24 protein-coding genes are annotated in these 22,952 nt (G+C 48.9%); 19 read left to right on the forward strand and 5 right to left on the reverse strand.

Annotated elements, in window-relative coordinates; all coding sequences use genetic code 11:
• Nucleotides 1-358 precede the first annotated feature (358 nt).
• From I2H39_RS17135 to I2H39_RS17205, 15 genes are all read left to right on the forward strand, one after another.
• Complete coding sequence (locus I2H39_RS17135) at nt 359-1,477, forward strand: BMP family ABC transporter substrate-binding protein (protein WP_138308147.1); 1,119 nt, start codon at nt 359-361, stop codon at nt 1,475-1,477.
• A gap of 133 nt (nt 1,478-1,610) precedes the next feature.
• Entirely contained in the window at nt 1,611-3,143 is a 1,533-nt protein-coding gene (locus I2H39_RS17140; RefSeq protein WP_330641035.1) for an ABC transporter ATP-binding protein, read from the forward strand.
• Entirely contained in the window at nt 3,140-4,180 is a 1,041-nt protein-coding gene (locus tag I2H39_RS17145; RefSeq protein ID WP_195627093.1) for an ABC transporter permease, read from the forward strand. The genes I2H39_RS17140 and I2H39_RS17145 overlap by 4 nt, the downstream gene beginning before the upstream one ends.
• Before the next feature lie 14 nt (nt 4,181-4,194).
• Nucleotides 4,195-5,130, forward strand: coding sequence for an ABC transporter permease (locus I2H39_RS17150; RefSeq protein WP_138308140.1), 936 nt, complete (start codon nt 4,195-4,197; stop codon nt 5,128-5,130).
• A gap of 14 nt (nt 5,131-5,144) precedes the next feature.
• On the forward strand, nt 5,145-6,080 hold the full coding sequence (gene rihB / locus I2H39_RS17155) for a ribosylpyrimidine nucleosidase (protein ID WP_138308137.1): 936 nt from the start codon (nt 5,145-5,147) through the stop codon (nt 6,078-6,080).
• Nucleotides 6,081-6,139: 59 nt separating this feature from the next.
• Nucleotides 6,140-7,417 (forward strand): ArgE/DapE family deacylase, encoded by a 1,278-nt coding sequence (locus tag I2H39_RS17160; protein ID WP_207739897.1) that lies wholly within the window; start codon nt 6,140-6,142, stop codon nt 7,415-7,417.
• A 23-nt stretch (nt 7,418-7,440) separates the two neighbouring features.
• Entirely contained in the window at nt 7,441-8,184 is a 744-nt protein-coding gene (locus I2H39_RS17165; RefSeq protein ID WP_195627094.1) for a glutamine amidotransferase, read from the forward strand.
• 76 nt (nt 8,185-8,260) lie between these two features.
• Nucleotides 8,261-9,424: a M20 family metallopeptidase gene (locus I2H39_RS17170; protein ID WP_195627095.1), complete on the forward strand. Its 1,164-nt coding sequence runs from the start codon at nt 8,261-8,263 to the stop codon at nt 9,422-9,424.
• Nucleotides 9,425-9,483: 59 nt separating this feature from the next.
• The gene (locus I2H39_RS17175) at nt 9,484-10,521 is read left to right on the forward strand and encodes a LacI family DNA-binding transcriptional regulator (protein WP_138308131.1); all 1,038 of its coding nucleotides are present in this window, start codon (nt 9,484-9,486) and stop codon (nt 10,519-10,521) included.
• 118 nt (nt 10,522-10,639) lie between these two features.
• Nucleotides 10,640-11,149, forward strand: coding sequence for a CBS domain-containing protein (locus I2H39_RS17180; RefSeq protein ID WP_138308128.1), 510 nt, complete (start codon nt 10,640-10,642; stop codon nt 11,147-11,149).
• A gap of 375 nt (nt 11,150-11,524) precedes the next feature.
• The gene (locus I2H39_RS17185; protein ID WP_195627096.1) at nt 11,525-12,832 is read left to right on the forward strand and encodes a phenylacetate--CoA ligase; all 1,308 of its coding nucleotides are present in this window, start codon (nt 11,525-11,527) and stop codon (nt 12,830-12,832) included.
• Between the two features lie 66 nt (nt 12,833-12,898).
• Complete coding sequence (gene iorA / locus I2H39_RS17190; RefSeq protein WP_138308124.1) at nt 12,899-14,647, forward strand: indolepyruvate ferredoxin oxidoreductase subunit alpha; 1,749 nt, start codon at nt 12,899-12,901, stop codon at nt 14,645-14,647.
• Nucleotide 14,648: 1 nt separating this feature from the next.
• Nucleotides 14,649-15,224 carry an indolepyruvate oxidoreductase subunit beta gene (locus I2H39_RS17195; protein WP_138308122.1) on the forward strand — a complete coding sequence of 192 codons (576 nt, stop codon included), beginning with the start codon at nt 14,649-14,651 and terminating at the stop codon, nt 15,222-15,224.
• A 94-nt stretch (nt 15,225-15,318) separates the two neighbouring features.
• Nucleotides 15,319-16,617 carry a phenylacetate--CoA ligase gene (locus I2H39_RS17200; RefSeq protein WP_138308120.1) on the forward strand — a complete coding sequence of 433 codons (1,299 nt, stop codon included), beginning with the start codon at nt 15,319-15,321 and terminating at the stop codon, nt 16,615-16,617.
• 19 nt (nt 16,618-16,636) lie between these two features.
• A complete protein-coding gene (locus I2H39_RS17205) occupies nt 16,637-17,059 on the forward strand; it encodes an ACT domain-containing protein (protein WP_138308117.1) in 423 nt (140 codons plus the stop codon).
• Between the two features lie 266 nt (nt 17,060-17,325).
• On the opposite strand, the gene I2H39_RS17210 is transcribed toward I2H39_RS17205, so the two are convergent.
• Together I2H39_RS17210 and I2H39_RS17215 are read right to left on the reverse strand one after the other, a co-directional pair.
• A complete protein-coding gene (locus tag I2H39_RS17210; protein WP_138308115.1) occupies nt 17,326-17,724 on the reverse strand; it encodes a PaaI family thioesterase in 399 nt (132 codons plus the stop codon).
• A gap of 254 nt (nt 17,725-17,978) precedes the next feature.
• Nucleotides 17,979-18,296 (reverse strand): hypothetical protein, encoded by a 318-nt coding sequence (locus I2H39_RS17215; protein WP_207746851.1) that lies wholly within the window; start codon nt 18,294-18,296, stop codon nt 17,979-17,981.
• Nucleotides 18,297-18,475: 179 nt separating this feature from the next.
• Here I2H39_RS17215 and I2H39_RS17220 point away from each other — a divergent pair, with 179 nt between their 5' ends.
• The 3 genes from I2H39_RS17220 to I2H39_RS17230 are packed head-to-tail and all read left to right on the forward strand — an operon-like array spanning nt 18,476 to nt 19,760.
• Complete coding sequence (locus I2H39_RS17220) at nt 18,476-18,847, forward strand: spore coat associated protein CotJA (protein WP_138308113.1); 372 nt, start codon at nt 18,476-18,478, stop codon at nt 18,845-18,847.
• Entirely contained in the window at nt 18,844-19,128 is a 285-nt protein-coding gene (locus tag I2H39_RS17225) for a spore coat protein CotJB (protein ID WP_138308110.1), read from the forward strand. The genes I2H39_RS17220 and I2H39_RS17225 overlap by 4 nt, the downstream gene beginning before the upstream one ends.
• Nucleotides 19,128-19,760 (forward strand): manganese catalase family protein, encoded by a 633-nt coding sequence (locus I2H39_RS17230; RefSeq protein WP_195627098.1) that lies wholly within the window; start codon nt 19,128-19,130, stop codon nt 19,758-19,760. The genes I2H39_RS17225 and I2H39_RS17230 overlap by 1 nt, the downstream gene beginning before the upstream one ends.
• A gap of 220 nt (nt 19,761-19,980) precedes the next feature.
• Here I2H39_RS17230 and I2H39_RS17235 read toward each other — a convergent pair whose 3' ends face one another.
• From I2H39_RS17235 to I2H39_RS17245, 3 genes are read right to left on the reverse strand one after another with little or no spacing between them, the layout of a single operon-like run.
• The gene (locus tag I2H39_RS17235; protein ID WP_195627099.1) at nt 19,981-20,589 is read right to left on the reverse strand and encodes an ABC transporter ATP-binding protein; all 609 of its coding nucleotides are present in this window, start codon (nt 20,587-20,589) and stop codon (nt 19,981-19,983) included.
• Between the two features lie 14 nt (nt 20,590-20,603).
• A complete protein-coding gene (locus I2H39_RS17240) occupies nt 20,604-21,353 on the reverse strand; it encodes an ABC transporter permease subunit (RefSeq protein ID WP_138311813.1) in 750 nt (249 codons plus the stop codon).
• Nucleotides 21,354-21,371: 18 nt separating this feature from the next.
• Nucleotides 21,372-22,547 (reverse strand): PhnD/SsuA/transferrin family substrate-binding protein, encoded by a 1,176-nt coding sequence (locus I2H39_RS17245; RefSeq protein WP_195627100.1) that lies wholly within the window; start codon nt 22,545-22,547, stop codon nt 21,372-21,374.
• 164 nt (nt 22,548-22,711) lie between these two features.
• Here I2H39_RS17245 and I2H39_RS17250 point away from each other — a divergent pair, with 164 nt between their 5' ends.
• Nucleotides 22,712-22,951 (forward strand): (2Fe-2S) ferredoxin domain-containing protein, encoded by a 240-nt coding sequence (locus tag I2H39_RS17250; RefSeq protein WP_002568891.1) that lies wholly within the window; start codon nt 22,712-22,714, stop codon nt 22,949-22,951.
• Nucleotide 22,952: the final 1 nt, after the last annotated feature.

A 22,952-nucleotide genomic window follows, 5' to 3' on the forward strand; every position in this document is an offset into this window, starting at 1 on the left:
GAGAGTACCGCCATTCTCCTGCTATTTCTTTGATTGATAGAAAAAATGGACTAGATGCCATGTTATTGTACGTTAAAATTAAAACAGACCCGCATGCTGAATCCATCATATTCGCAGAGATAAAGCCTTTTACCATCAAAGGAGTATATGGCCATTGGGAGGCGCTTGACCATATGACAAATATGTAATAAATGCACAAAAATATGACACTAATATAGTGCAATATTTATCTATTGACAAATATAAAAAATAGTAATAAGATTAAATCACGAAATAAATATGGAAAAACGCTTTACTAAAAGCTTTTTCCTGGTAAAAGAAAACAACTATATTTTAGGTGAAGGAAGGAGTAGTTTTTATGAAGAAACGTTTTTTGGCAATGACAATGGCAGCGGTATTGGGATTAAGTCTGGCAGGGTGCGGCTCCAGCAGTACAGGAGCAAAGGCAGAGAGCAATGCAGGTAATGAGCAGACTGCAGGGGAAGGCGCCGGTGAGGCTGCGGATGCCCAGGGTGAAAGCCCGGTAAAGGTAGCGGTTGTCTATTCCGGTAATCTGGGTGATAAATCCTATAATGATTCCTGTAATGCCGGTGCACAGCAGGCAGCCAAGGATTTTGGAGTAGAGGTAAAGAACCTGGAGGGCACAACTGCAGACGAGTGGGAAGCTAACCTTCTGGCATGCTGTGAGGGAGGTTATGATTTGGTTATTTGTTCCAACTCTAATTTCCAGGAATACCTTGAGAAATATAAAGACAGCTATCCGGATGTTAAATTTGCTATCATTGATACAACTGTAAAAGGACCAAATGTGGTTTCCATCAGTTTTGCCCAGAATCAGGGGTCATTTTTAGCAGGTGCAGTGGCAGCTATGTTTACGACCCATTCCGAGATTGAGGGAGTAAATGACGATGCCATCATAGGCTGGGTGGGAGGCCAGGATATTCCGGTGCTTCACGATTTCTATGTTGGATTTGAACAGGGTGCAAAATATATTAATCCTGATATTACGATTCTTCAGTCTTATGCCGGAACATGGATAGACCCCCTTAAGGGCAAGGAGCTTACACTGGCTCAGTATGAGCAGGGCGCTGACATTGTTATGAATGTTGCTTCCGGTACAGGCACAGGTATTCTGGAAGCTGCCAAAGAAGCAGGAAAGTATGCAATTGGCGTTGATTTAAATCAGGATAACGACCAGCCGGGACATGTGGTAACATCCATGGTTAAGCGGGTTGATACAGCCTGCTATAGTGTGATTCAGTCCGTTGTGGATGGTACTTTTAAAGGGGATACAACCAGTTATTTGGAAATTTCCAATGATGGTGTGGACTTAACTGATTTTGCAGTTATTAAAGAGCATTTAGGCGATAAGTTCCCGGCAGATATCCAGGACAAGGTGCAGGAACTGAAAGATAAAATCATTTCTGGTGAGATTGTGGTAAATAACTACGAAGGATTCGGCAAAGACGCTCAGTAAGGCAGTAAAAGATGCAGGAATACTTCAGGGGCGGCAGGGCGTGAATAGGTCCTCCCGCCCCGGGTTTTATGAAACCTTTACAGGCAAAGATTCAGGGAAAAAGGTGACCGGAATGAACGGATATGTAGTGGAAATGAATAGCATCAGGAAATCATTTGGTTCCGTACAGGCGGTAAAGGATGGACAGTTCAACCTGAAAAAGGGTGAAATACATTCTCTGATTGGTGAAAATGGAACAGGAAAATCCACCATGATGAAACTGCTATACGGACTATATGATTTTGATGGGGGAGAGATAAAAATTAAAGGTGAAAATATGAACCACATCACCCCCAAGATTGCCATAGAAAAGGGAATTGGCATGGTGCACCAGGAATTTATGCTGGTTAATGAACTTACTGTGCTGGAGAACATTATTCTGGGATTTGAGCCCAGAAAGGGATGTACCATAGATTTCGAAAAAGCGAAAAATACGGTGCAGAACTATATAGACCAGTACGGCATGGATATACAAATGAGCAAGAAAATAAATCAGATTTCCGTGGGAGAAGCCCAGAGAGTGGAAATCATTAAGATATTAACCAGAGGAGCAGATGTAATCATACTGGACGAACCAACAGCTGTGCTGACTCCCCAGGAAACCCGCAGACTTTTTGAGATTCTGGAGAATCTGAGGAAGGACGGCAAGTCCATCGTTTTCATCTCACACAAACTCAATGAGGTTATGGAGATATCTGACCGTATTACGGTAATGCGTCAGGGATGTTTTATTGGTACGGTAGATAAACAGGATACATCGCCTTCGGATTTGGCCAGGATGATGATAGGAAGGGAAGTTTTCCTGGACATAAAAAAGGAAAAGGCCGATATCGGGGATGTGGTTCTGGAAGTCAAGGATTTGTGGACATCTGGTGAAAAAGAAATATCCAAGATACGCGGGGTTTCCATGGAGGTCAGAGCTGGAGAAATCGTGGGAATTGCCGGGATTGACGGTAATGGACAGAGCGAGTTTATAGAAGCTATAACCGGATTGAGGAGAGTGGAGAAGGGAAGCGTTATTCTGGGAGGGACGGAAATTACGAATTTCTCCCCGAAAAAATCCAGAGAAGCCGGACTTGCCCATATTCCTGAGGACCGTAATACCAGAGGATTGAACCGTACCATGACGATTCGGGAAAATCTGGTGGCTGTTCAGGAGGATACAGCCCCCTTTGCCAAAGGAATTCTGGTAAATGATGCTGCTTCCTATCCGTTTGCAAAAGAGATGGCGGAAAAGTTCGATATACGTCCCAGGGATACGGAAATCCCCACATCCTCTCTTTCAGGCGGAAATGCCCAGAAGGTAGTGGTGGCCAGAGAGGTTTCCATTGGCGGAAAACTTCTGGTGGCATCCCAGCCTACAAGAGGTGTTGATATAGGCGCTATAGAATCAATCCGTACTATTTTGCAGGATGTTAAGAAAAAGGGTCTGGGAGTTCTTTTGGTATCTGCGGACCTGGAGGAAATCATGTCCCTGTCTGACCGGATTGTGGTCATGTATGAAGGACGGATTACAGGGCGTATGATGGCGGAAGAAGCAGACGAGGAGAAACTGGGTCTTCTGATGATGGGCGGTCACGATATGGAAGGCCACAATATTCAGGAGCAGGAAGGAGGCAGACAATGAACCCAAAAGTAGAATCAGTGATGAAAAGCCTGAGGAGGATTTTACTGCTGGCACTTCTGGCACTGGGCATAGGAGCTGTTTTTATACTGCTGATTCATGAAAATCCGCTGGAGGCATATGCTGCTTTGTTTAAGGGGGCTTTTGTCGGGAAGCTAAAGATAGGAACCACTCTGGCAAACTTTACCCCGCTGCTTTTGACATCCATCGCATTTGCAGTGGCAGCTAAAGCTGGTGCCTTCAATGTTGGCGTAGAGGGCGAGGTATTCCTGGGCGGTATGGCGGCCGCCTATGTAGGAATTTACTGTACATGGCTTCCTAAGCCCCTACTGCTGGTGGCATGCTTCGCAGCTGCCGTTGCAGCCGGCGCAGCGTGGGCCTGGATACCAGGATTTTTAAAAGCATATTATGGTGTCAGCGAGGTGTGTACTACCATTTTAATGAACAGTGTGGCATTGTACATTACTTCTTATCTGGTAAGCGGACCAATCAGTGCAGGTGTTGCCAACCCGCAGTCCATACCGGTAAATGTGACGCTTCCTAAGCTTTTGAAACCAAGTAATGCCAACGCAGGGCTGTTCATAGCGATTATAGCGGTGATAGCGGTTATCTGGATGCTGAACAAAACGACCCTGGGTTATAAGATAAGAACGGTGGGAACCAATCCGGCCAATGCCGAGTATGTTGGCATCAATCCCAAGAAGGTGTTTATTCGTACCATGATGCTCAGCGGTGCAATTGGCGGGCTGGCAGGCTGTATTGAGGTACTGGGTACATATGGATACTTCCTGAATAATTTTGCGACCAACCTGGGGACAAACGGAATGCTGGCTTCCCTGATTGTTAAAAACAATGTGGTTACTACCCCGTTTATCGCATTTTTCCTGGCGGTGCTGCGTTCCGGCGCTTTGGGTATGCAGCAGAATACCGGCGTTCCAAAATCCATTGTAGATACTATTACTGCTATTTTTATCATCGTGGCTACCATGGAATTGCTGTTTCAGTTTAACAAGAAACGCAAGGCAAAAGCAGATGCGTAGTAGGAGGAGGACATATGCAATTTGATAAAATTTTTGATATTTCATTAATATATGCGACGTTCCGTTCAGCTACGCCCATCATATATGCTGCTCTCTGTGCAGCCATTACCCAGCAGGCAGATATTCTTAATATTGGTACTGAGGGTATTATGCTTACAGGTGCATTTACAGCTGTAACCGTTAGTTATCTGACCGGAAGCTGGGTTCTGGGAATCCTTATCTCAATGGTAGCCGGCCTTCTCATTGCCATGATAATGGCTGTGGGACACATTAAGTACAAGGCTGAGATTTGCGCAATTGGAATGGGTATTAACCTGTTTGCCGTTGCTTTTACTAAATTTATGCTCAATAGTGTACTTGGAGTAAGCGGCTCCTTTACCAGTCCTCAGATTAAAGGCATACCTAAGGTACATATGCCGTTTTTGGATGGTGTGCCTGTTCTGGATAGCTTGTTTAATAACTGGAGCGTGACGGAGTGGTTTGTGATTGTACTGGTATTTCTTATGATGTTCCTTTTTTATAAGACAGTATGGGGACTGCGGCTGCGGGCAGTGGGGCAGTTTCCAATGGCTGCAGAAACAGCGGGAATCAATGTCAATGCCATGAAATACCAGGCAATTGCCATATCCGGATTGATTGGAGGGCTGGCAGGAGCCCATCTGTCCCTGGGATACAGCCAGCTTTTTACAGAAGGCATGACCAATTCCAGAGGATTTATGGGCGTGGCTGCCATGTACTTTGGAGGTGCTCATCCTGCACTCACCGCGGTGGGCTGTCTGATATTCGGATTTACAGATTCATTGGGGGCCCGCATACAGGCTTATGGTGTTCCGTCCCAGTTTGTACTGCTGATGCCCTATGTAGTAACCATAGCTGTGCTGGCAGTTTCCATGATTTCTAAGAAAAAAGCCCAGGAGAAGAAAAAGAGTTCGCTGGTTACGATTGAATAACAGGAGGTTGATATATGGATAAGCGTAAGATTATTTTAGACTGTGACCCTGGACACGACGATGCGGTGGCCATCATGCTTGCGGCTAAAAGTCCGCAAATTGATTTATTGGGTATCACGGTGGTCGCCGGCAACCAGACCTTGGAGAAGACTACTGCCAATGCATTGAATGTATGCCAATATCTGGGATTGGATATTCCTGTGTATGCAGGCTGCGGACAGCCTATGATACGGGATAAGCAGGTTATTGCAGATGATATACATGGGGAGACCGGACTTGACGGACCGGTATTTGAGCCTCTTCACCGTAAGGTGGAAGATAAACATGCAGTGTTGTATATCATAGATACGTTAATGGCCTCGGACGGTGATATTACCCTTGTACCCACAGGTCCTTTGACTAATATAGCCATGGCGGTAAGGCTGGAACCAAGAATCCTTCCCAAGATTCGTGAGATTGTGCTTATGGGAGGCTGCTATCAGCTGGGAAATGTGACGCCCGCAGCGGAGTTCAATATTTTGGCAGATGGTGATGCGGCTCATGTGGTATTTACCTGTGGAAGACCCATAACCATGGTTGGACTGGATGTTACCAGAAAAGTACTGTGTTATCCTTCTGTCATTGAACGGATGGAAAAAATCGGAACAAAGTCTGCAAGGCTGTTTGCAGATTTGATGCGATTTTTCAGTAAAAGCCAGAAAGCTGTATTTGGATGGGAGGGAGGGCCTCTTCATGACCCTCTGACAATCGCATACCTGATAGACCCAACCGTACTTACAACAAAGGCTATGTTTACAGAAATAGATATTCGCAGTGTCCAGAGCTATGGCCGTACAAATTGTGACTTCTTCGGATATTTCAAGAGGGAGCCGAACAGCAATGTGGCAGTGGAAGTGGATGTGGATAAGTTCTGGGATATTATTGAACAGGGAATCCGCAATTATGGTTGATACGGTCTGCTGGTTATGAATTGCAGCAGCCATGTCCGGCTGAAAAAGGAGTTGAAATCATGAGGCATCTAAAAGAAGTTCTGGAGCAGAATAAGCAAGCATATATACAGCATTTGATGGACCTGATAGCGATTGACACCCATGACTTAGGCCACGGAATATCAGGGGGACTGGAGAAACAGGGGCAGGAGTATATGGTGAAATTATTCGAGGATATGGGAGCAGACAACATCCGCCGGGACCCCATGACCGAGGAAGCCATCAAAGAATGCCTGGACAGATATCAGGAAGGAAATCCCGGTCATAATTACGACGGCCGCTATAATGTGTATGCTGTTTTCAAAGGGGACCAAAACGGCAGGAGCCTGATGTTCAATGGCCATATAGATACCATGCCTGCCGGTAATGAAAATGAATGGAATACACCGCCGCATACGCCAACCATGAAAGACGGTAAGATTTACGGCCTGGGTGCAGCTGATATGAAGGGCGGCCTTATGGCGTCCGTTATGGCAGTACAGCTGCTTAAGGATGCCGGGATAAAACTGCCCGGAGACATACATATCACTTCCGTCTGCGATGAGGAGGGCGGGGGCAACGGCTCCATGGCGGCAATCATGTCAGGAGAAAAGGCGGATGGAGTGGTTGTCTGCGAACCTTCTTCTGATGAACTGATTCTGGCTCATATGGGATTTGTCTTTTTTAAGGTGGAATTTGAAGGAAAAGCAAATCATTCCGGTGCAAAGTGGAAGGGAGTCAGCGCCATTGATAAGGCCCTGAAGGTCATCAGGGAGCTGGAGGAATTGGAACACAATTGGCTTCTTACCTATAAACATCCTCTGCTCCCTGCTCCTAATCTGAATATAGGTACGATTCATGGAGGAAGCGCTGGTTCTACCGTACCAGGACATTGCTATTTTGAGACATGCATCCATTATCTGCCCGGGCAGATGAGCTATAATCAAATCGTAGAAGAATTCACAGATGCAGTGAACCGGGTGGCTGACAGTGATGTATGGCTTCGCCAGCATAGGCCGGTGATAACTATGTATCAGGCTGGAGGGGCTTTCGAACAGGAGCCCGGCGACAGCTTTGTGGCCTGCTTTATGGATGGATATGAGAAGGCGCTTGGAAGACAGGTGCGCCAGGTAGGCTCTCCGGCTGGCTGTGATTCACGATTATGGAAGAATATTGCGGGCTGTCCAACCATGCAGTTCGGACCGGGACGTCTGGAAGAGTGCCATTCTGTCAATGAGTATGTGGAGACGGATTCTTATCTGGAGGCCATTCTTGTGTATGCTCAGCTCATACTGGAATGGTGTAAGGCAAAAGAATAGAATGAATAATAAGGAGAATAGAGATGAGTAAGAAAGTATTGTTAGCAGGCGAGTCCTGGATGAGCTATACCACACACGTGAAAGGATTTGACAGTTTTTATACTTCTGTATATGAGACAGGAGAAAAGTGGCTGAAGGCAGCGCTGGAAGAAGGCGGATATGAGGTTACTTTTCTGCCGAACCATCTGGCAGGAGAGGAGTTTCCGTTTACGATGGATGAATTAAAGGCATATGATGCGGTTATTCTTTCTGATATCGGTGCCAACACGCTTCTTCTTCCAACAGCAACATTTATGAGAAGCGAGAAGAAACCAAACAGATGCAACCTGATTCGCGATTATGTTTTGGATGGAGGAGCCCTCATGATGGTGGGAGGATACCTCACCTTTTCAGGTGTGGATGCAAAGGGAAAATGGCATGATACTGCAGTGCAGGAAGTCCTGCCGGTAGAGGTGCTTACGGTTGATGACCGTATGGAGCACTGCGAGGGAACTGCGCCGGTGATGGTTGCTGAACATGAAGCCCTGAACGGGATTCCAAGGGAGTTCCCCCAGGTACTGGGTTACAATAAGACCATTGCAAAGCCGGAAGCAGTTGTGGCTGCCGTAGTGGATGACGACCCGTTTATTGCCTTTGGAGTATATGGGAAAGGAAAGAGCGCTGTGGTAACCACGGACTGTGCTCCTCACTGGGCTCCGCCGGAATTCTGTGAGTGGGAGTATTATAACAGGATGTGGCAGGGAATCATGGACTGGCTGACAAAGTAAGAATAAGGATGGGGACTGCTGCCTGAAATCAAGGGATTCCATGGGCAGCAGTCCCTTTTTTACAGGAGGATTGCAGATGGAAGCAGAGAAGAAAACAGAGGAACGGAAAAAGACAGCGGCTCTGGAGCTTTTAAAACATATACTGGATATTCCCAGTGTTAATGGAAAGGACAGAGAACAGAGGGTAGCTGATTATCTGGCAGAATATTTAAGAGGAAAGGGTATGGAAACCACAGTACAGCTGATAGATGAGCATCACGGCAATCTGATTGGTGTGCTTAAAGGAAAAACAGAAGAAACCATACTTTTTAACGGTCATCTTGATACGGTTCCGTACGGTGATATACAAGAGTGGAATACCAATCCGGCGGTATGCGAGGAACAGGATGGACGTTTTTATGCAAGAGGAGCCAGCGATATGAAAAGTGGGCTGGCTGTAATGACCTTTGTTCTGGGAGAGCTTGCGCAGAGCGGATACGTTCCTGAAAAAACAATTGTTTTTGTGGGAACCTGCGATGAAGAGCGGGGAGGCCTGGGGGCAAGGGAAGTAATAAAGAAATATCCTGATTTATTTCCGGAACTGGTTATGATTGGAGAGCCTACTTCATGCCAGGCAGGTGTCGCCCAGAAGGGGTGTATCTGGTTAAAACTTACTGTTTCAGGAAAGACAAGCCATGGAGCAGAGCCTTGGCAGGGAATCAATGCACTGGAGCAGGGCTTTGGCCTGCTTGGTGATTTGAGAGAGGAGCTGCAGGGAGAGGAACATCCTGTGCTGGGACGCAGTACACTCCAGATTACCATGGCAGAGGGAGGAATTGCCCCCAATATGACTCCGGACAGGGCGCAGTTTCTGGCTGATATCAGGATTGTACCGCCCTTGGATAAAAAAAAGGTCCTAAACCGTCTGGAATATCTTATAGAAAAGCGTTGTGAAGAATATAAGGGGGAACTGCTTTTTGTACCTGAGATATCAAATTATAGAATGCCGGTAGAAACTGATTCGGAAAACCAGTGGCTTCACAAGCTGAAAGGCCTCATCGGCGATGAGGTCAGGGAGGTTGGCATTAATTATTTTACGGATGCATCCATTTTCCTGACAGCCTGGCCGGACTGCCCGGTACTGCTCTTTGGACCGGGAGAACCTCAGATGTGTCATAAACCTAATGAATACGTTGAGATATCCAAATATTTTGAAGCAATTCAGGTCATGGAAAAGTTTTGCAGGCACATTGCTAAATGATAAACTTATGATATAATGAAATGTAAGACTTTGAGCATAGTTTTAACAGGGGGCAGGATTTGCGAACTACAATTAAGGATATAGCGAAACACACAGGATTTTCAATTACCACCATATCTTTGGTGCTGAATGGTAAGGCACATAAAATCCCAAAGGCTACAGAGGAGGCAATTCTCCAGGCTGCGAAGGAACTTAATTACCGGCCAAATCAATTAGCGGTAGGATTGGTAAAGAAGCAGACAAAAACCCTGGGACTGATTTTATCTGACATCCGAAACAGCTTTTTCGCAAATATGGCTAAATCCATAGAAGATGAATGCCGCAGAAACGGATGGAATCTTATTCTGTGCAATACCAACGACCTTCATGAGCGGGAGATGAAATATCTGCAGATGCTGGCTGACAAAGGCGTGGACGGAGTATTGATTTGTATGGCAAGGGAGAATGACAGTGAGAAAGTAGAGGAGATGGTAGCGCTGATGGATTCCCTCAACATACCGTTTGTACTTGTGGACCGTTTTTATCCTGAAGTCAAAGGCTGTTCCGTGATTGTGGACCATGACGAGGGCGGATATCTGGCAACCAGGCATCTGCTGGAGCTGGGGCACACCAGAATTGGCTGTGTGGGCGGACCGAAGGACCTGGCTGATTCCAACCGAAGAACGCAGGGATATATAAGAGCGCTGATGGAGAAAGGAGTGGAATTTAACCCCTCCCTTATCTTTTATGGGGATTATGACCTGAACAGCGGCGTGCGGGGGGCAGAGTATCTGCTCAAAAAAGATGTAACAGCAATATTCGCTTATAATGATATGTCGGCATACGGCGTATTTCACTATTTAAAACAGCAGGGAATTTCTGTTCCGGAGGACATATCATTGATTGGATATGATGATATCTTTTTTTCTGAGATATTAAGCGTACCTCTTACATCAGTCCATCAGCCGGTGGAGGAAATGGGAACAGAGGCGGTCCAGCAGATGATTCGGATTATCCGCCAGAAACAGAAGCAGGATACAAAGAAAAATATTATGTTTCAGCCATACTTAGTGGTCAGGCAGAGTACGGCAGCTCCAACAGCTGTAATGCATGTATAGATGTATCTGTATTTCCCGCATCTTAAGAAATTTCAGATTTTTATAATAATTTGTTCACATTCGGTTCAGAGGCAGGCATTATACTTATATAGAGAATACGGGAAGAAGGAGTGAAAAAATGAACATACTGTTTTTCCTGACTCCTAAAAGTGACGTGGCGTATATAAGTGAGGATGATACGTTAAGGCAGGCTTTGGAGAAAATGGAGCACCACAAGTATTCCGCGGTACCGATTGTCAGCAGGACAGGGCGCTATGTGGGGACGCTGACGGAAGGTGATCTGTTATGGGGAATCAAGAACCAGTTCAATCTGGACCTGAAAGGGGCTGAGAAGATACCTGTCACAGCCATACGCCGCCGGTGTGACAACCGTCCGGTTAAGGCAGACGCAGATATGGAGGACCTGATTGGGAAGGCGCTGAACCAGAATTTTGTGCCGGTTCTGGATGACCAGAAGAGTTTCATTGGTATCATTACCAGAAAGGACATTATTAAGTATTTCTACCAGAAGTGCGAGACCGCTGAGGAACGTTCCAGGAAGTGTCAGGAACAGGGCGGAAAGGAACATAAAAAGACGGACCTGTCCGCAGTGGTAAAGCTGCGCAGCCAGGAGGGAGTCCTGGTGTAGCAGGACAGAGCCGTCCGGCACAGTAAAGGCTGTGCGATTGCAGGGAATCATGCAGAACGCCGTGGGGCGGGGCATGATTCCCTGTTTTCATAAAGGGACATTGGCAATATGTCCCTTTCCCCATATGGCCTAAGTCATGAAACTGTGATAATATGTATATATGGTCGCTCTCTTGTTTTGTGCAGATGATTCCGGCGTTAAAACCGGGGACAGAAAACTCATATGGAATTTGCACGAAAACAGCAGACAAACCCGGGAAAAGATGGTATAATGTCGCCAGACATTATAATGCGCCAATGCGTTGTCACGTCAAAGCGGGATAGTACAGGAAACCGGACAGGAGACACGGGTGCAGGGAAAGGGAGGTCAGGCAACATGATTTGGGCAAAAGAAGAGACAATGTCCAGGGCGGAGATTGAGGCAATACAGCTGAGACGCCTAAAAGACACGGTGAGCCGGGTTTATGAGAGGGTACCGGCATACCGCGCCAAGATGGAGGAGGCAGGTGTAAGGCCGGAGCACATACAGACACTGAAGGATTTGCAGAAGCTTCCTTTTGTAACAAAGCAGGATATGAGGGATAATTATCCCTATGGCCTGTTTGCGGTTCCGAAGAAGGAACTGCGGAGAATCCATGCATCCAGCGGTACCACGGGAAAGCCTACTGTGGTGGGATATACGGAGAATGACCTGGAGGTATGGAAGGAATGTGTGGCCCGTCTGGCAGTGGCAGGAGGCGCATCGGACGAGGACGTTGCCCAGATTTGTTTTGGGTACGGCATGTTTACAGGCGCCCTGGGACTTCACAATGGCCTGGAAAAGGTGGGCGCTGCCGTGGTTCCTTCCTCCACCGGCAATACCCAGAAGCAGCTGATGTACATGAAGGATTTTGAGACCACCCTGCTTGTGGCCACCCCGTCCTATGCCATGCGTATTGCTGAGGTGGCTCTGGAGATGGGAATTAATCCAAAAACAGACCTGAAGGTGAAGACGCTTGTACTGGGCAGCGAGCTGATGACAGAGGCCATGAGGAACGAGCTCTACAAGGTATGGGGAGAGGATGTAAACCTGACCCAGAATTACGGCATGAGCGAACTGATGGGTCCCGGCGTGTCAGGAGAATGTCTGGAACTGAACGGAATGCATATCAATGAGGACCATTTTATTGCGGAGGTAATCGATTCCGCCACAGGCGAAGTCCTTCCTCCCGGAGAAAAGGGGGAGCTGGTTATCACCTGTATATCCAAGGAAGCGCTGCCTCTTATCCGCTACCGCACCAGGGATATTACCAGGCTTATGTATGAACCGTGTTCCTGCGGCCGTACCACTGCCAGGATGGAAAATCTGTCAGGACGTACGGACGATATGTTAAAGATTCGCGGTGTCAACGTATTCCCAAGCCAGATTGAGGAAGTGCTGATTAATACAGAGGGAATCGGACCTAACTACGAAATTGTGGTGGACAGGAAGAACCATTCCGACATATTGATTATCAAGGTTGAGGTGGAAGCAGAGAGCATGATGGACTCCTATGCTGCACTGGAACGGCTGGAAGACACATTGAAGGATAAGATGCGCCTGATGCTTGGCCTGGATGCCAAGATTCAGCTGGTATCCCCCAACACGCTCCAGCGGTTTGAGGGAAAGGCAAAGAGGGTCACGGACCTGCGCAAAGAAGTCTGATGAGGCAGCAGGACAGTCCTTAAGATGTCCGGTGCATTTAATACATACTGAAAGGAAGGAAGAAACGTGTCAGAGAAAAGAATATTACTTGGCAATGAAGCCATAGCAAGAGGTGCCTATGAGGCAGGGGTAAAGGTATCCGCCGCCTACCCGGGCACTCCCAGTACGGAGGTCAGCGAGTCACTGGTCCAGTACGATGAGATTTATGCAGAGTGGGCTCCCAATGAGAAGGTGGCCACAGAGGTGGCTATCGGCGCGTCCATAGCGGGCGTGCGTTCCATGTGTGTCATGAAGCACGTGGGAATGAATGTGGCTGCGGACCCCCTCTATACGGCTGCATACACTGGTGTAAGGGGAGGGCTGGTACTGGTGGTGGCCGATGACCCGGGCATGTACAGTTCACAGAACGAGCAGGACAGCCGCATGGTTGCCAGGGCTGCCATGGTCCCCATCGTGGAGCCATCGGACAGCGCCGAGGCCAAGGAATTCATGAAATACGCATATGACCTCAGTGAGAAATATGACACTCCGGTCATTCTGCGGAGCACCACCCGTCTGTCCCATTCCCAGGGTCTGGTGGAGCTGGAGGAAAGGGCGGAGCCCTTTGACATCCCTTATGAAAGGGATATGGCCAAGTATGTTATGATGCCTGGAAATGCCATCAAACGCCATGTGGTGGTGGAAGCCCGCATGAAGCAGCTGGCGGAGGACGCGGACAGCCTTCCAATCAACCGGGTGGAATACAATGATTTGTCCGTGGGTTTCATCACGGACGGTATTGCATACCAGTATGTGAAGGAAGCCATGCCCCAGGCATCTGTCCTGAAGCTGGGACTTCTGAATCCACTGCCCAGGAAGCTGATTGAGGAATTTGCGGCCAAGGTGGATAAGCTTTACATATTTGAGGAGCTGGAGCCCGTTGTGGAGGAGCAGGTTAAGTCCTGGGGCATCACCAAGGCAGTGGGAAAGGAAATATTCACGGTCCAGGGTGAATACAGCGCAAACCTGATTCGGGAGCGTGTGCTGGGCCAGGCATCCCAGGTGGATAAGGCGGCCCAGGTGCCTGCAAGACCTCCCATACTCTGTCCGGGATGTCCCCACAGAAGCGTATACACGGTGCTTAACAAGCTGAAGATACATGCTGCCGGAGACATCGGATGCTATACACTGGGAGCCGTGGCGCCTTTAAGCGTCATTGACACCACCATCTGTATGGGAGCCAGCATCAGCACCCTTCACGGTATGGAAAAGGCAAAGGGAAAGGAATATATAAAGAACTGGGTGGCTGTAATCGGTGATTCCACCTTTATGCACACAGGTATCAACTCCCTTATGAACATGGTTTACAACCAGGCCACGGGCACGGTCATTATTCTGGATAATTCCACCACAGGAATGACAGGCCACCAGGACCATGCTGCCACAGGCAAGACCCTTAAGGGCCAGGTGGTTCCTGCCATCAATATCTACGGGCTGTGCAGGTCGCTGGGAATTGAACATGTATGTGAGGTAGACGCTTTTGACCAGGCGGAATTAGAGCGGGTAATCAAAGAAGAGGTGGCCAGGGATGCGGTATCCGTTATCATCACCAAGGCGCCCTGCGCCCTGCTTAAGGGAATCAAGTTCCCCAATAAGTGCAGGCCTCTGCCGGATAAATGTAAAAAATGCGGAGCATGTTTAAGGCCGGGCTGTCCTGCCCTTACAAAGAATGAGGACGGCACCATATCCATTGACGAGACCATGTGCAATGGGTGCGGACTGTGCAAACAGCTGTGTAAATTTGACGCAATCAATCTGGTAAAGGCGGGTGAATAAAATGACATCAAAGAATATTATGATAGTAGGCGTAGGCGGCCAGGGAACCCTTCTTACCAGCCGCATACTTGGAAAGCTTGCAATCGGAGCAGGTTATGATGTGAAGCTGTCCGAAGTGCACGGCATGGCCCAGCGCGGCGGCAGCGTGGTTACCTTTGTGCGCTATGGCGAGGATGTGGCGGAACCCATTGTGGAGGAAGGCCAGGCAGATGTGCTGATTGCCTTTGAGCGCCTGGAGGCGCTGCGGTATCTCCATTTCCTCAAAAAGGACGGAGTGGTTATTGTCAATGACTGGCGCATTGACCCCATCACGGTGGTGACAGGGGTGGCTGAATATCCGGAAGGAATCATTGACCGGTTAAAGGAGGCGCGCAGGACCATTGTGGTGGAGGCCACGGAGGAAGCGAAAAAAATGGGCGCGCCCAAGGCATTCAATGTCATTGTCCTGGGAGCAGCTGCAAAGCATATGGGTTTTGAAAAGGAAGACTGGCTGAAGGTGATTGAGACAACGGTTCCGCCCAAGACAGTGGAGATTAATAAAAAGGCATTTGAGACCGGTTATGCACTTTCAGTATAGATGGGCTGAAGCCGGAAGAAAATCCGGAAACGGACTGTAAGCGGAAAAGGGATATGAAATTATATCAAGTGAAAGTTGGAGGGGTTACAGGCAAATGATATGGAATGAGACGAAGGAGTGCATGAGCAGGGATGAGATGACCAACCTGCAGAGCGCAAGGCTGAGAAAATTAGTTGACAGGGTGTACCACAGTGTGGAATATTACCGCAAGAAAATGCAGGCAGTGGGATTGGAGCCCGGAGATATCCGGGGAATCGAAGACCTGGAACGGCTTCCGTTCACCACAAAGGATGATTTGAGGGACACATATCCCTTCGGCATGTTTGCAGTGCCCAATTCCCAGATTACCCGTATCCACGCATCCAGCGGCACCACGGGTAAGTCCACGGTGGTGGGATATACCCGCAAGGACATTGATGTGTGGAGCGAGTGCGTGGCCAGGTGCATCACCATGGCCGGACTGGGAAGCAATGATATCATCCAGGTGGCTTACGGATACGGACTGTTCACCGGGGGGCTGGGTGCCCACTACGGAGCTGAGGAGATGGGCGCCACCGTGGTCCCCATGTCCACAGGCAACACCAAGAAGCTGGTGACCATGATGGTGGATTTCGGGGTCACAGGAATCATGTGTACGCCGTCCTACCTTCTTCATATTGCAGAAACCATCGAGGAGATGGGAGTAAAGGATAAGATTAAGCTGAAGGCATCCATTAACGGAGCAGAGCCATGGACCGAGAAGATGAGGACCCAGATTGAACGGCAGCTGGGAATCCATGCCCATGATATCTACGGCCTCAGCGAAATTATGGGACCGGGCGTTGCCACGGACTGTCAGTTCCATGAGGGGCTTCACATTCATGAGGACCATTTCCTTCCGGAGATTGTGGACCAGAATACATTGAAGCCGCTGCGGGATGGCATGACCGGAGAGCTGGTAATTTCCACCCTGACCAAGGAAGGACTGCCCTTAATCCGTTACCGCACAAAGGATTTGACCAGTCTTGACCACAGTGTCTGCAAGTGCGGAAGGACCACGGCCAGGATTGCCAGATTCACGGGAAGGACCGATGACATGCTGATTATCCGCGGCGTCAATGTATTCCCGTCCCAGATAGAGTCAGCCCTTCTGGAAATGGGCGGCACCACGCCTCATTATCTTCTGATTGTGGACCGTGTAAACAATCTGGACACCTTGGAGGTCCAGGTGGAAGTGGAGGAGCGCTTCTTCTCAGATGAAATCCGGGAGCTGGAGAATCTGACCGGGAAGATTGCCTATATGATTCAGCAGGCCATAGGTCTGGCGGTAAAGGTAAAACTGGTGGAGCCAAAGAGCATTGAACGCAGCATGGGCAAGACAAAGCATGTGATTGACAAGAGGAATCTGATTTAGGAAAGGGCGGGGTGAAAGAATGTTTGTAAAACAATTATCTGTATTCATAGAAAACCGTGAAGGCAGGCTGGAGCAGGTCACAGAGGTACTGAGGGAGGAGGGAATCAACATACTGTCCCTCAGCATGGCGGATACCACGGAGTACGGTATGCTGAGAATGATTGTGTCTGACCCGGATAAGGCAAAGGCAGCGCTGAGGGAAAAGGGATTTTCAGCTATGCTGACCGATGTGCTGGCAGTAAAACTGGAGGACCAGGTGGGCGAACTCCACAAGATGACCCACATTCTCTGCAGCCAGGGGCTGAACATAGAGTATATGTATGCCCTGGCTTCTGCAAACCGCAGGGCCATGATTGTGAAGGCATCTGACGGAGAGACAGCCGCCAAGGCAGTGACAGACGGGGGATTGGTGCTGTACAGCAATGAGGAGATGTGCTGGTAGGATGTGACGGCAGTTCTGCAGGGTAGGGATTGTGCGGCAGGAAGATATGCGGCAAAAAGATGTGCGGCAAAAAGATGTGCGGCAGAAATATATGCGGCAGAAATATATGCGGCAGAAATATGTGCGGCAGGTAAAATAGAGGCGCCGTACTATCATCTGAGAGGATGATGGTACGGCGTCCCTGTTTTTTGCTTTTATGTGCTCCAAAAGGATGCCCTTAGCTGGAAGTGTCCTTCTTGACCATATTTTACCTCCGGATGCAATGACTATCCTTTGGAGAAGCCGCTGGATGTTACGTGGGCCACCTCATTGCCCAGGTCGTCCTTTACATCTACCAGATAGTAACAGGTGCTGCGTCCTTCCTTTACTTTATGCGCCTCGGCTATGAGCCGTGCGCCTCTGGCAACACCCAGGTAGGTGATTTGAGACGTGGTTGAGACGTGAAGAGGTTTGTTCCAATTGGAAGCCACTGCAAAGGCAAAATCAGCCAGAGTAAAAATAGCGCCCCCCATGACCGTGCCCGCTGCATTGAGATGGTGCGGTTGTATTTCCAACGAACATTTTGCATATCCCTCATCCACCTGTTCAATAACAGCACCGTTTTCCGTGGCAAAACGGTCATTGGAAAAGACCTTCTGTATTTGTTCCAGTTTCTGTGCATCCATATGGAATACCTCCTGTGGTTGAATGTATGGGTTAAAAATGAATATAAACCAACTATATACCAGAAAAAGGAAGATTGTCAATGATTGTCGGCTATGTAAGGCATTATGTGTGATGAGAAAGAAGGAGAGAGGTAAAAGAGGGAGTGTGCAACAACAGGATATACGAAAAAACAGGGCCTCGTTGGGAGGTCCTGTTTCGTATGGTTTCACTTATTACCATTTATTTTAGTTGCCGCAGCCACAGCCGTCTTCTGCTACGGCTGGTCCGGGCCCTCCGGCTGTACGCGGTGTGGGGCCGCCGCATCCCGGATTATTGCCCCAGGTGGCATCGTTGAAGCCTTCCCAATATCCATTGCGGAAGCCTTCCCTGAATGCCTGACGCCTGGCGCCTGCACAGATGTCATGGCCGCCGCTGTTATTTCCACAGCCACAGCCACAGCTGCAACCGCAACCGCAGCCGCAGCCACTGCCGCTGTTTCCGCCGCAACCGCTGTTATTTCCGCATCCACAACCGCAACCGCTGTTACTGCCGCAGCCGCAGCCGCATCCACAATTACAACGATTCCATCCACATCTACAAAATCTAAAGCAACACATATATTGCACTCTCCTTTTTTGTTGGTTTGTACTATATCATATGGGACGCCCAGATGAAGTGTGAGTGATTGTCTCAATGTATTTTATTGTCACCTGCTGTTTTTATTCTCATAAACTATAGTAGAAAAAGATATATGGAAGGAGTATCCAACCTATGGATTCTTATACAGATGTAAGCACTCAGTGCTGCGGCCGCAGCCGTATGTCATGCGGCACATCATTTGGAAATGAATGCGGTTCTTATACAAGTCCGGATTATCGGGATATGAACGCATTTCCATGGGACTCATGGGGGAGCAATCCTGAGCTTTCTTATCCTACCCCAGCAGCCCCAGCAGCCCAGACCGCCAATATGTCATGTCCCTCAACTGAGGGCGGTGTGTTGGAACAGCAGTTTCCGGTAGCCATGGCTTATGTGCCATGGCAGCAGTGGCAGACCACCTATGCCCCTGAGCGGGGCCTTGTCCAGGGGACTATTTTCCCTGACCTGGACCTTCAATTTAATTACGGGAGGTGCGGCAGATGACGAATCAGATGATGAATCCTGACTTTAATGTTTCCCGTGCTGCCATGCTCCGGGAGGTAGACCAGGCCGGCTTCGCAGTGGTTGACGCTAACCTTTACCTTGACACCCATCCGTGTGATGCAGCTGCCATTGATTATTATAATCAGATGGCAGACGCATACAGAAATGCAGCGGCGGCCTTTGAGGCCCAGTTCGGACCTTTGACTGCTTCCGCCAATAATGATGCTTCATACTGGTCCTGGATTAACGACCCGTGGCCATGGGAAGGAGGGTGCTATTAATGTGGATTTATGAGAAGAGATTGGAGTTTCCGGTTAATATCAAAGAGCCCAATGCCCAGATGGCCCAGTTTATAATGAGCCAGTACGGAGGGCCGGATGGCGAAATGGGCGCATCCATGCGTTACCTTTCCCAGCGCTATGCCATGCCATATAAAGAATGTAAAGGTGCTTTGACCGATATAGGTACAGAAGAGCTTGCCCACCTGGAGATTGTGGCTGCCATCATTCATCAGCTGACAAAAGGCCTGTCTGCAGACCAGCTGGTAGAGCAGGGCTTCGGACCTTATTATATCGACCATACCACAGGTATCTGGCCTCAGGCGGCAGGAGGAATTCCTTTTAATGCATGTGAGTTCCAGTCAAAGGGAGATGTAATTACAGACCTTCATGAGGATATGGCTGCTGAGCAGAAAGCCAGAAGCACCTATGACAATATTCTGCGTGTTGTTAAGGATTACGATGTATGCGAACCCATCAAATTTCTGAGGGAAAGAGAAGTGGTCCATTACCAGAGATTCGGTGAACTGCTGCGCATTACCCAGGAGAAACTGGACAGCAGGAACTTCTATGCATTTAATCCAGCCTTTGACGTGCCAGCACCTTCCTGCCAGGACCAGATGGGGCAGATGTAAGCTGCACTTAGTACTGGATAAATAAAGTGCAATAAGGTGTAACAGATATAAGGCTGTCCTGCACCGAATCATGCGTGAAAGGCGCTGCGGGCCATTGGTAAAACCATGGGCCGCAGCGCCTTATCGTGATGTTGCCGGCAGGCAATACATATCATTCGTTTTGCTTCCGGTTCAGAGCAGTTGTCATCCGTGCAGCATTGATTCCGGTACAGAGGAGCTGTCAGTCACCCATACAGCGTTCCAACCGCACCAGTTCCCCGCCAATGAGTTCCACATCCTCCTCCTGATGGGTTGACAGGATGAGCAGCCGTCCATCCTGTTTCTCCTTAATATATGAAATGACATTGCGTTTCAATTCATCATCCATACCTGTAAAGGGCTCGTCCATAAGAAGAATATGGGAGGGGGTGAGGAGGGCGCGCACCACAGCTACCCGGCGTTTCATGCCGCCGCTTAAGGTGGATACAGGACGGTTCAGGCATTCCTCGGGAAGCAGGCGGGACAGTTCCCATTTTATCCGGGAGGGTTTGACTGACCGGCCGGCACACATGGATACATTTTCAATGGGAGAGAAGGATTCGCAGAGCCTGTCCTCCTGAAAGACAGGGGAAACAGTCAGGGAACTCATGTCCTGGGGCTGTCCGTCTGCCAGGATTCTGCCCTGGTCCGCCTGCTCCAGTCCCATCAGAATACGCAGAAGGGTGGTTTTGCCTGAGCCGGAAGGACTCATCAGACAGTAACAGTGTCCCTGATGAAAGGCCAGGTTCAGGTTTTTCAATACAGGCAAGCCGTCAAAGGATTTAGAAATATTCTGTAATTCCAGGGTCATTCCACATACGCTCCTCAATGCTTTATTTTCTTTAACAGATAAAGAAAGAAACGCTCAAACAGTGCGCTGATTACTATGATGACAAAAGTCCAGGCAAAGAGTCCGGCCGTGTCAAGGTACAGCTTGGAGTAGTAGAGCTGTTCTCCGATGGAGCCTTCCGGTATGCCGATAACTTCTGCGGCCACGCCGGATTTCCAGCTCATTCCCAGGGCGGTACGGCATCCATTTATAAGGTAGGGAAGGAGGGCCGGCACATAGATATAATGAATCCGCTTCCACATGGGCATGCGAAAGACCCTGGCCATCTCCAGCAGCTTTTCATCCGTGTGCTCCAGTCCGGACAAGGTGCTTACATAGACCATGGGCACCACGACCAGGAAAGCGGTAAACACTGCCAGGTTGCGTGAGCCAATCCAAATCAATGCCAGAATGACAAACGAGGCAACAGGGACTGACTTAATCAGCAGCATGACCGGGTCCAGCAGTTCTTTGACCAGGGGAAACAGGTAGGCCAGGCTTCCCAGGAGGATGCTCAGGGCAAAGGCCCCCAGGAAGCCAAGGCTAATCCTGCCGAACGAATTCAGGATGGTGGTCCAGAAGGAAGGGTCCGCCGCCTGCTCTGCCAGGGCCTTTATCATGTCCAGAGGGCCTACGAATATGATGCTGTTGTGTATCAGCAGATTGGCTGCCTGCCATACTGCAATCCAGAACAGCCAAACCAGATATTTTCTTATTCGTGTATTATGTTTCACGGGTTGGTTCATGAGGTATGTCTCCGAATTTTAAGGCACATAGTAAAAATCGTCTCCGGGCATCTGGCCGCCGATGGATTTAGGGTCCTGCTCATGTAAGGTGGACAGATAGCCGCTTAAGGCGTCCTTCATCTCCTGTCCTGTCAGACATACGATGTTGCAGTAGGGAAGGGCTTTCTGGGCAATGGGAGCCTTCTCCACAATACCCTGCTCTGCAATCAGCCGGGCGGCATCCTCTTCATGTTCCGCAGCGAAAAGGGTGGAAGCCTCATGGTCTTTTACGAAGTCTTCAATGGGGGAACGGTTTTCTCTGAGGAAATCGCTGCGCACCAGGGTAACGCCTGTCACCAGCATGCTTCCGGTGTCTTTGTTCAGGAGGTTCCACTGCTCCGTCAAATCCAGCACTGTTTTTAAGTCAGGGTTCTGGATGCAGGCAGCGGTGGCAAAGGGCTGGGGGAGGACGCCGATGGCGCCGGAATCCTGTTTCAGCAAAGATGCCACCTCGGTGGCTTCGGACTTAAACTGCAGGTCCACATCTGAGGCGGAAAGGCCATTTCCTTTTAACAGGTAATTCATCACATATTCAGGTGTGGTACCCTTTCCGGTCATGTAAATGGTGCGTCCCTTTAAGTCGGCCATGGAGGTAATGGAATCGTCTGAGGCCACCACATAGAGAACACCCAGGGTGTTGATATCCAGGACCGTGACATTTCCCTGGGTCTTGGCATAGAGCACGCTTGCAACATTGGCAGGCAGCAGGGCAATATCCAGGTCCCCGTTTGCAATCTTGCCTACCAGCTCGTCTGCCTTGCCGGCCATGGTGAATTCATAGACATTGGAGGTTTCGCCCCTGGCAGCTTTATCCATCAGGGATACAAGTCCCATGGAGGTAGGGCCTTTTAAGGAACCTACACGGATGGCTGCCTGGCAGGTCAGCTTGGTTTCATCAGAGCCGGTGTTCAGTTCACTGCCGGAACCGGATTCAGAGTCAGCGGATGAGGCTGCACCGGAAGGGCTGTCTGGGGCCTGGTTCTGGGCAGTTTTGTCCTCAGCTCCGGCTGCGGTCTGGGCATCAGACGGCATATCGGTCTGAGCCTCAGTCTGAGTCTCCGGGGAAGGCGTGACGGCAGTTTTTTTGCCGCATCCGCCCAGTACCAGGGAGGCGCCCATAAATGCCATTAAAAGTAAGGAAATATGTTTTTTCATTATACTTCAACTCCTCTCGTAAATATCCTTAACTATAGCACAACAGGCCTGTCTTTTCTATAAAATATTTGAGAAATATTATTGATATAAATATCACAATGTGAGATAATGAAGCCATGGTTTGGGTGAGCCCATAATACACGCAGATAGTGGAGGAATAAGGGATGAAAGTAACGATATGTATTGGAAGTGCCTGTCATTTAAAAGGGTCCAGAGAGATTATCAGTAAGCTCCAGAAGCTGGTGGATGAGAACGGCCTGTCTGATAAAGTGGACTTAAACGGTGCGTTCTGTTCCGGCAACTGTGACCATGGAGTATGCGTGACGGTGGAGGGTGAGCTGTATTCCCTGAAGCCGGAGGATACAGAGGAATTTTTTGAAAATGAGATTAAGGGGAGACTTTGAT

It is taken from the genome of Clostridium sp. 1001283B150225_161107_B6, assembly GCF_015556325.1.
Lineage (GTDB): Bacteria > Bacillota > Clostridia > Lachnospirales > Lachnospiraceae > Enterocloster.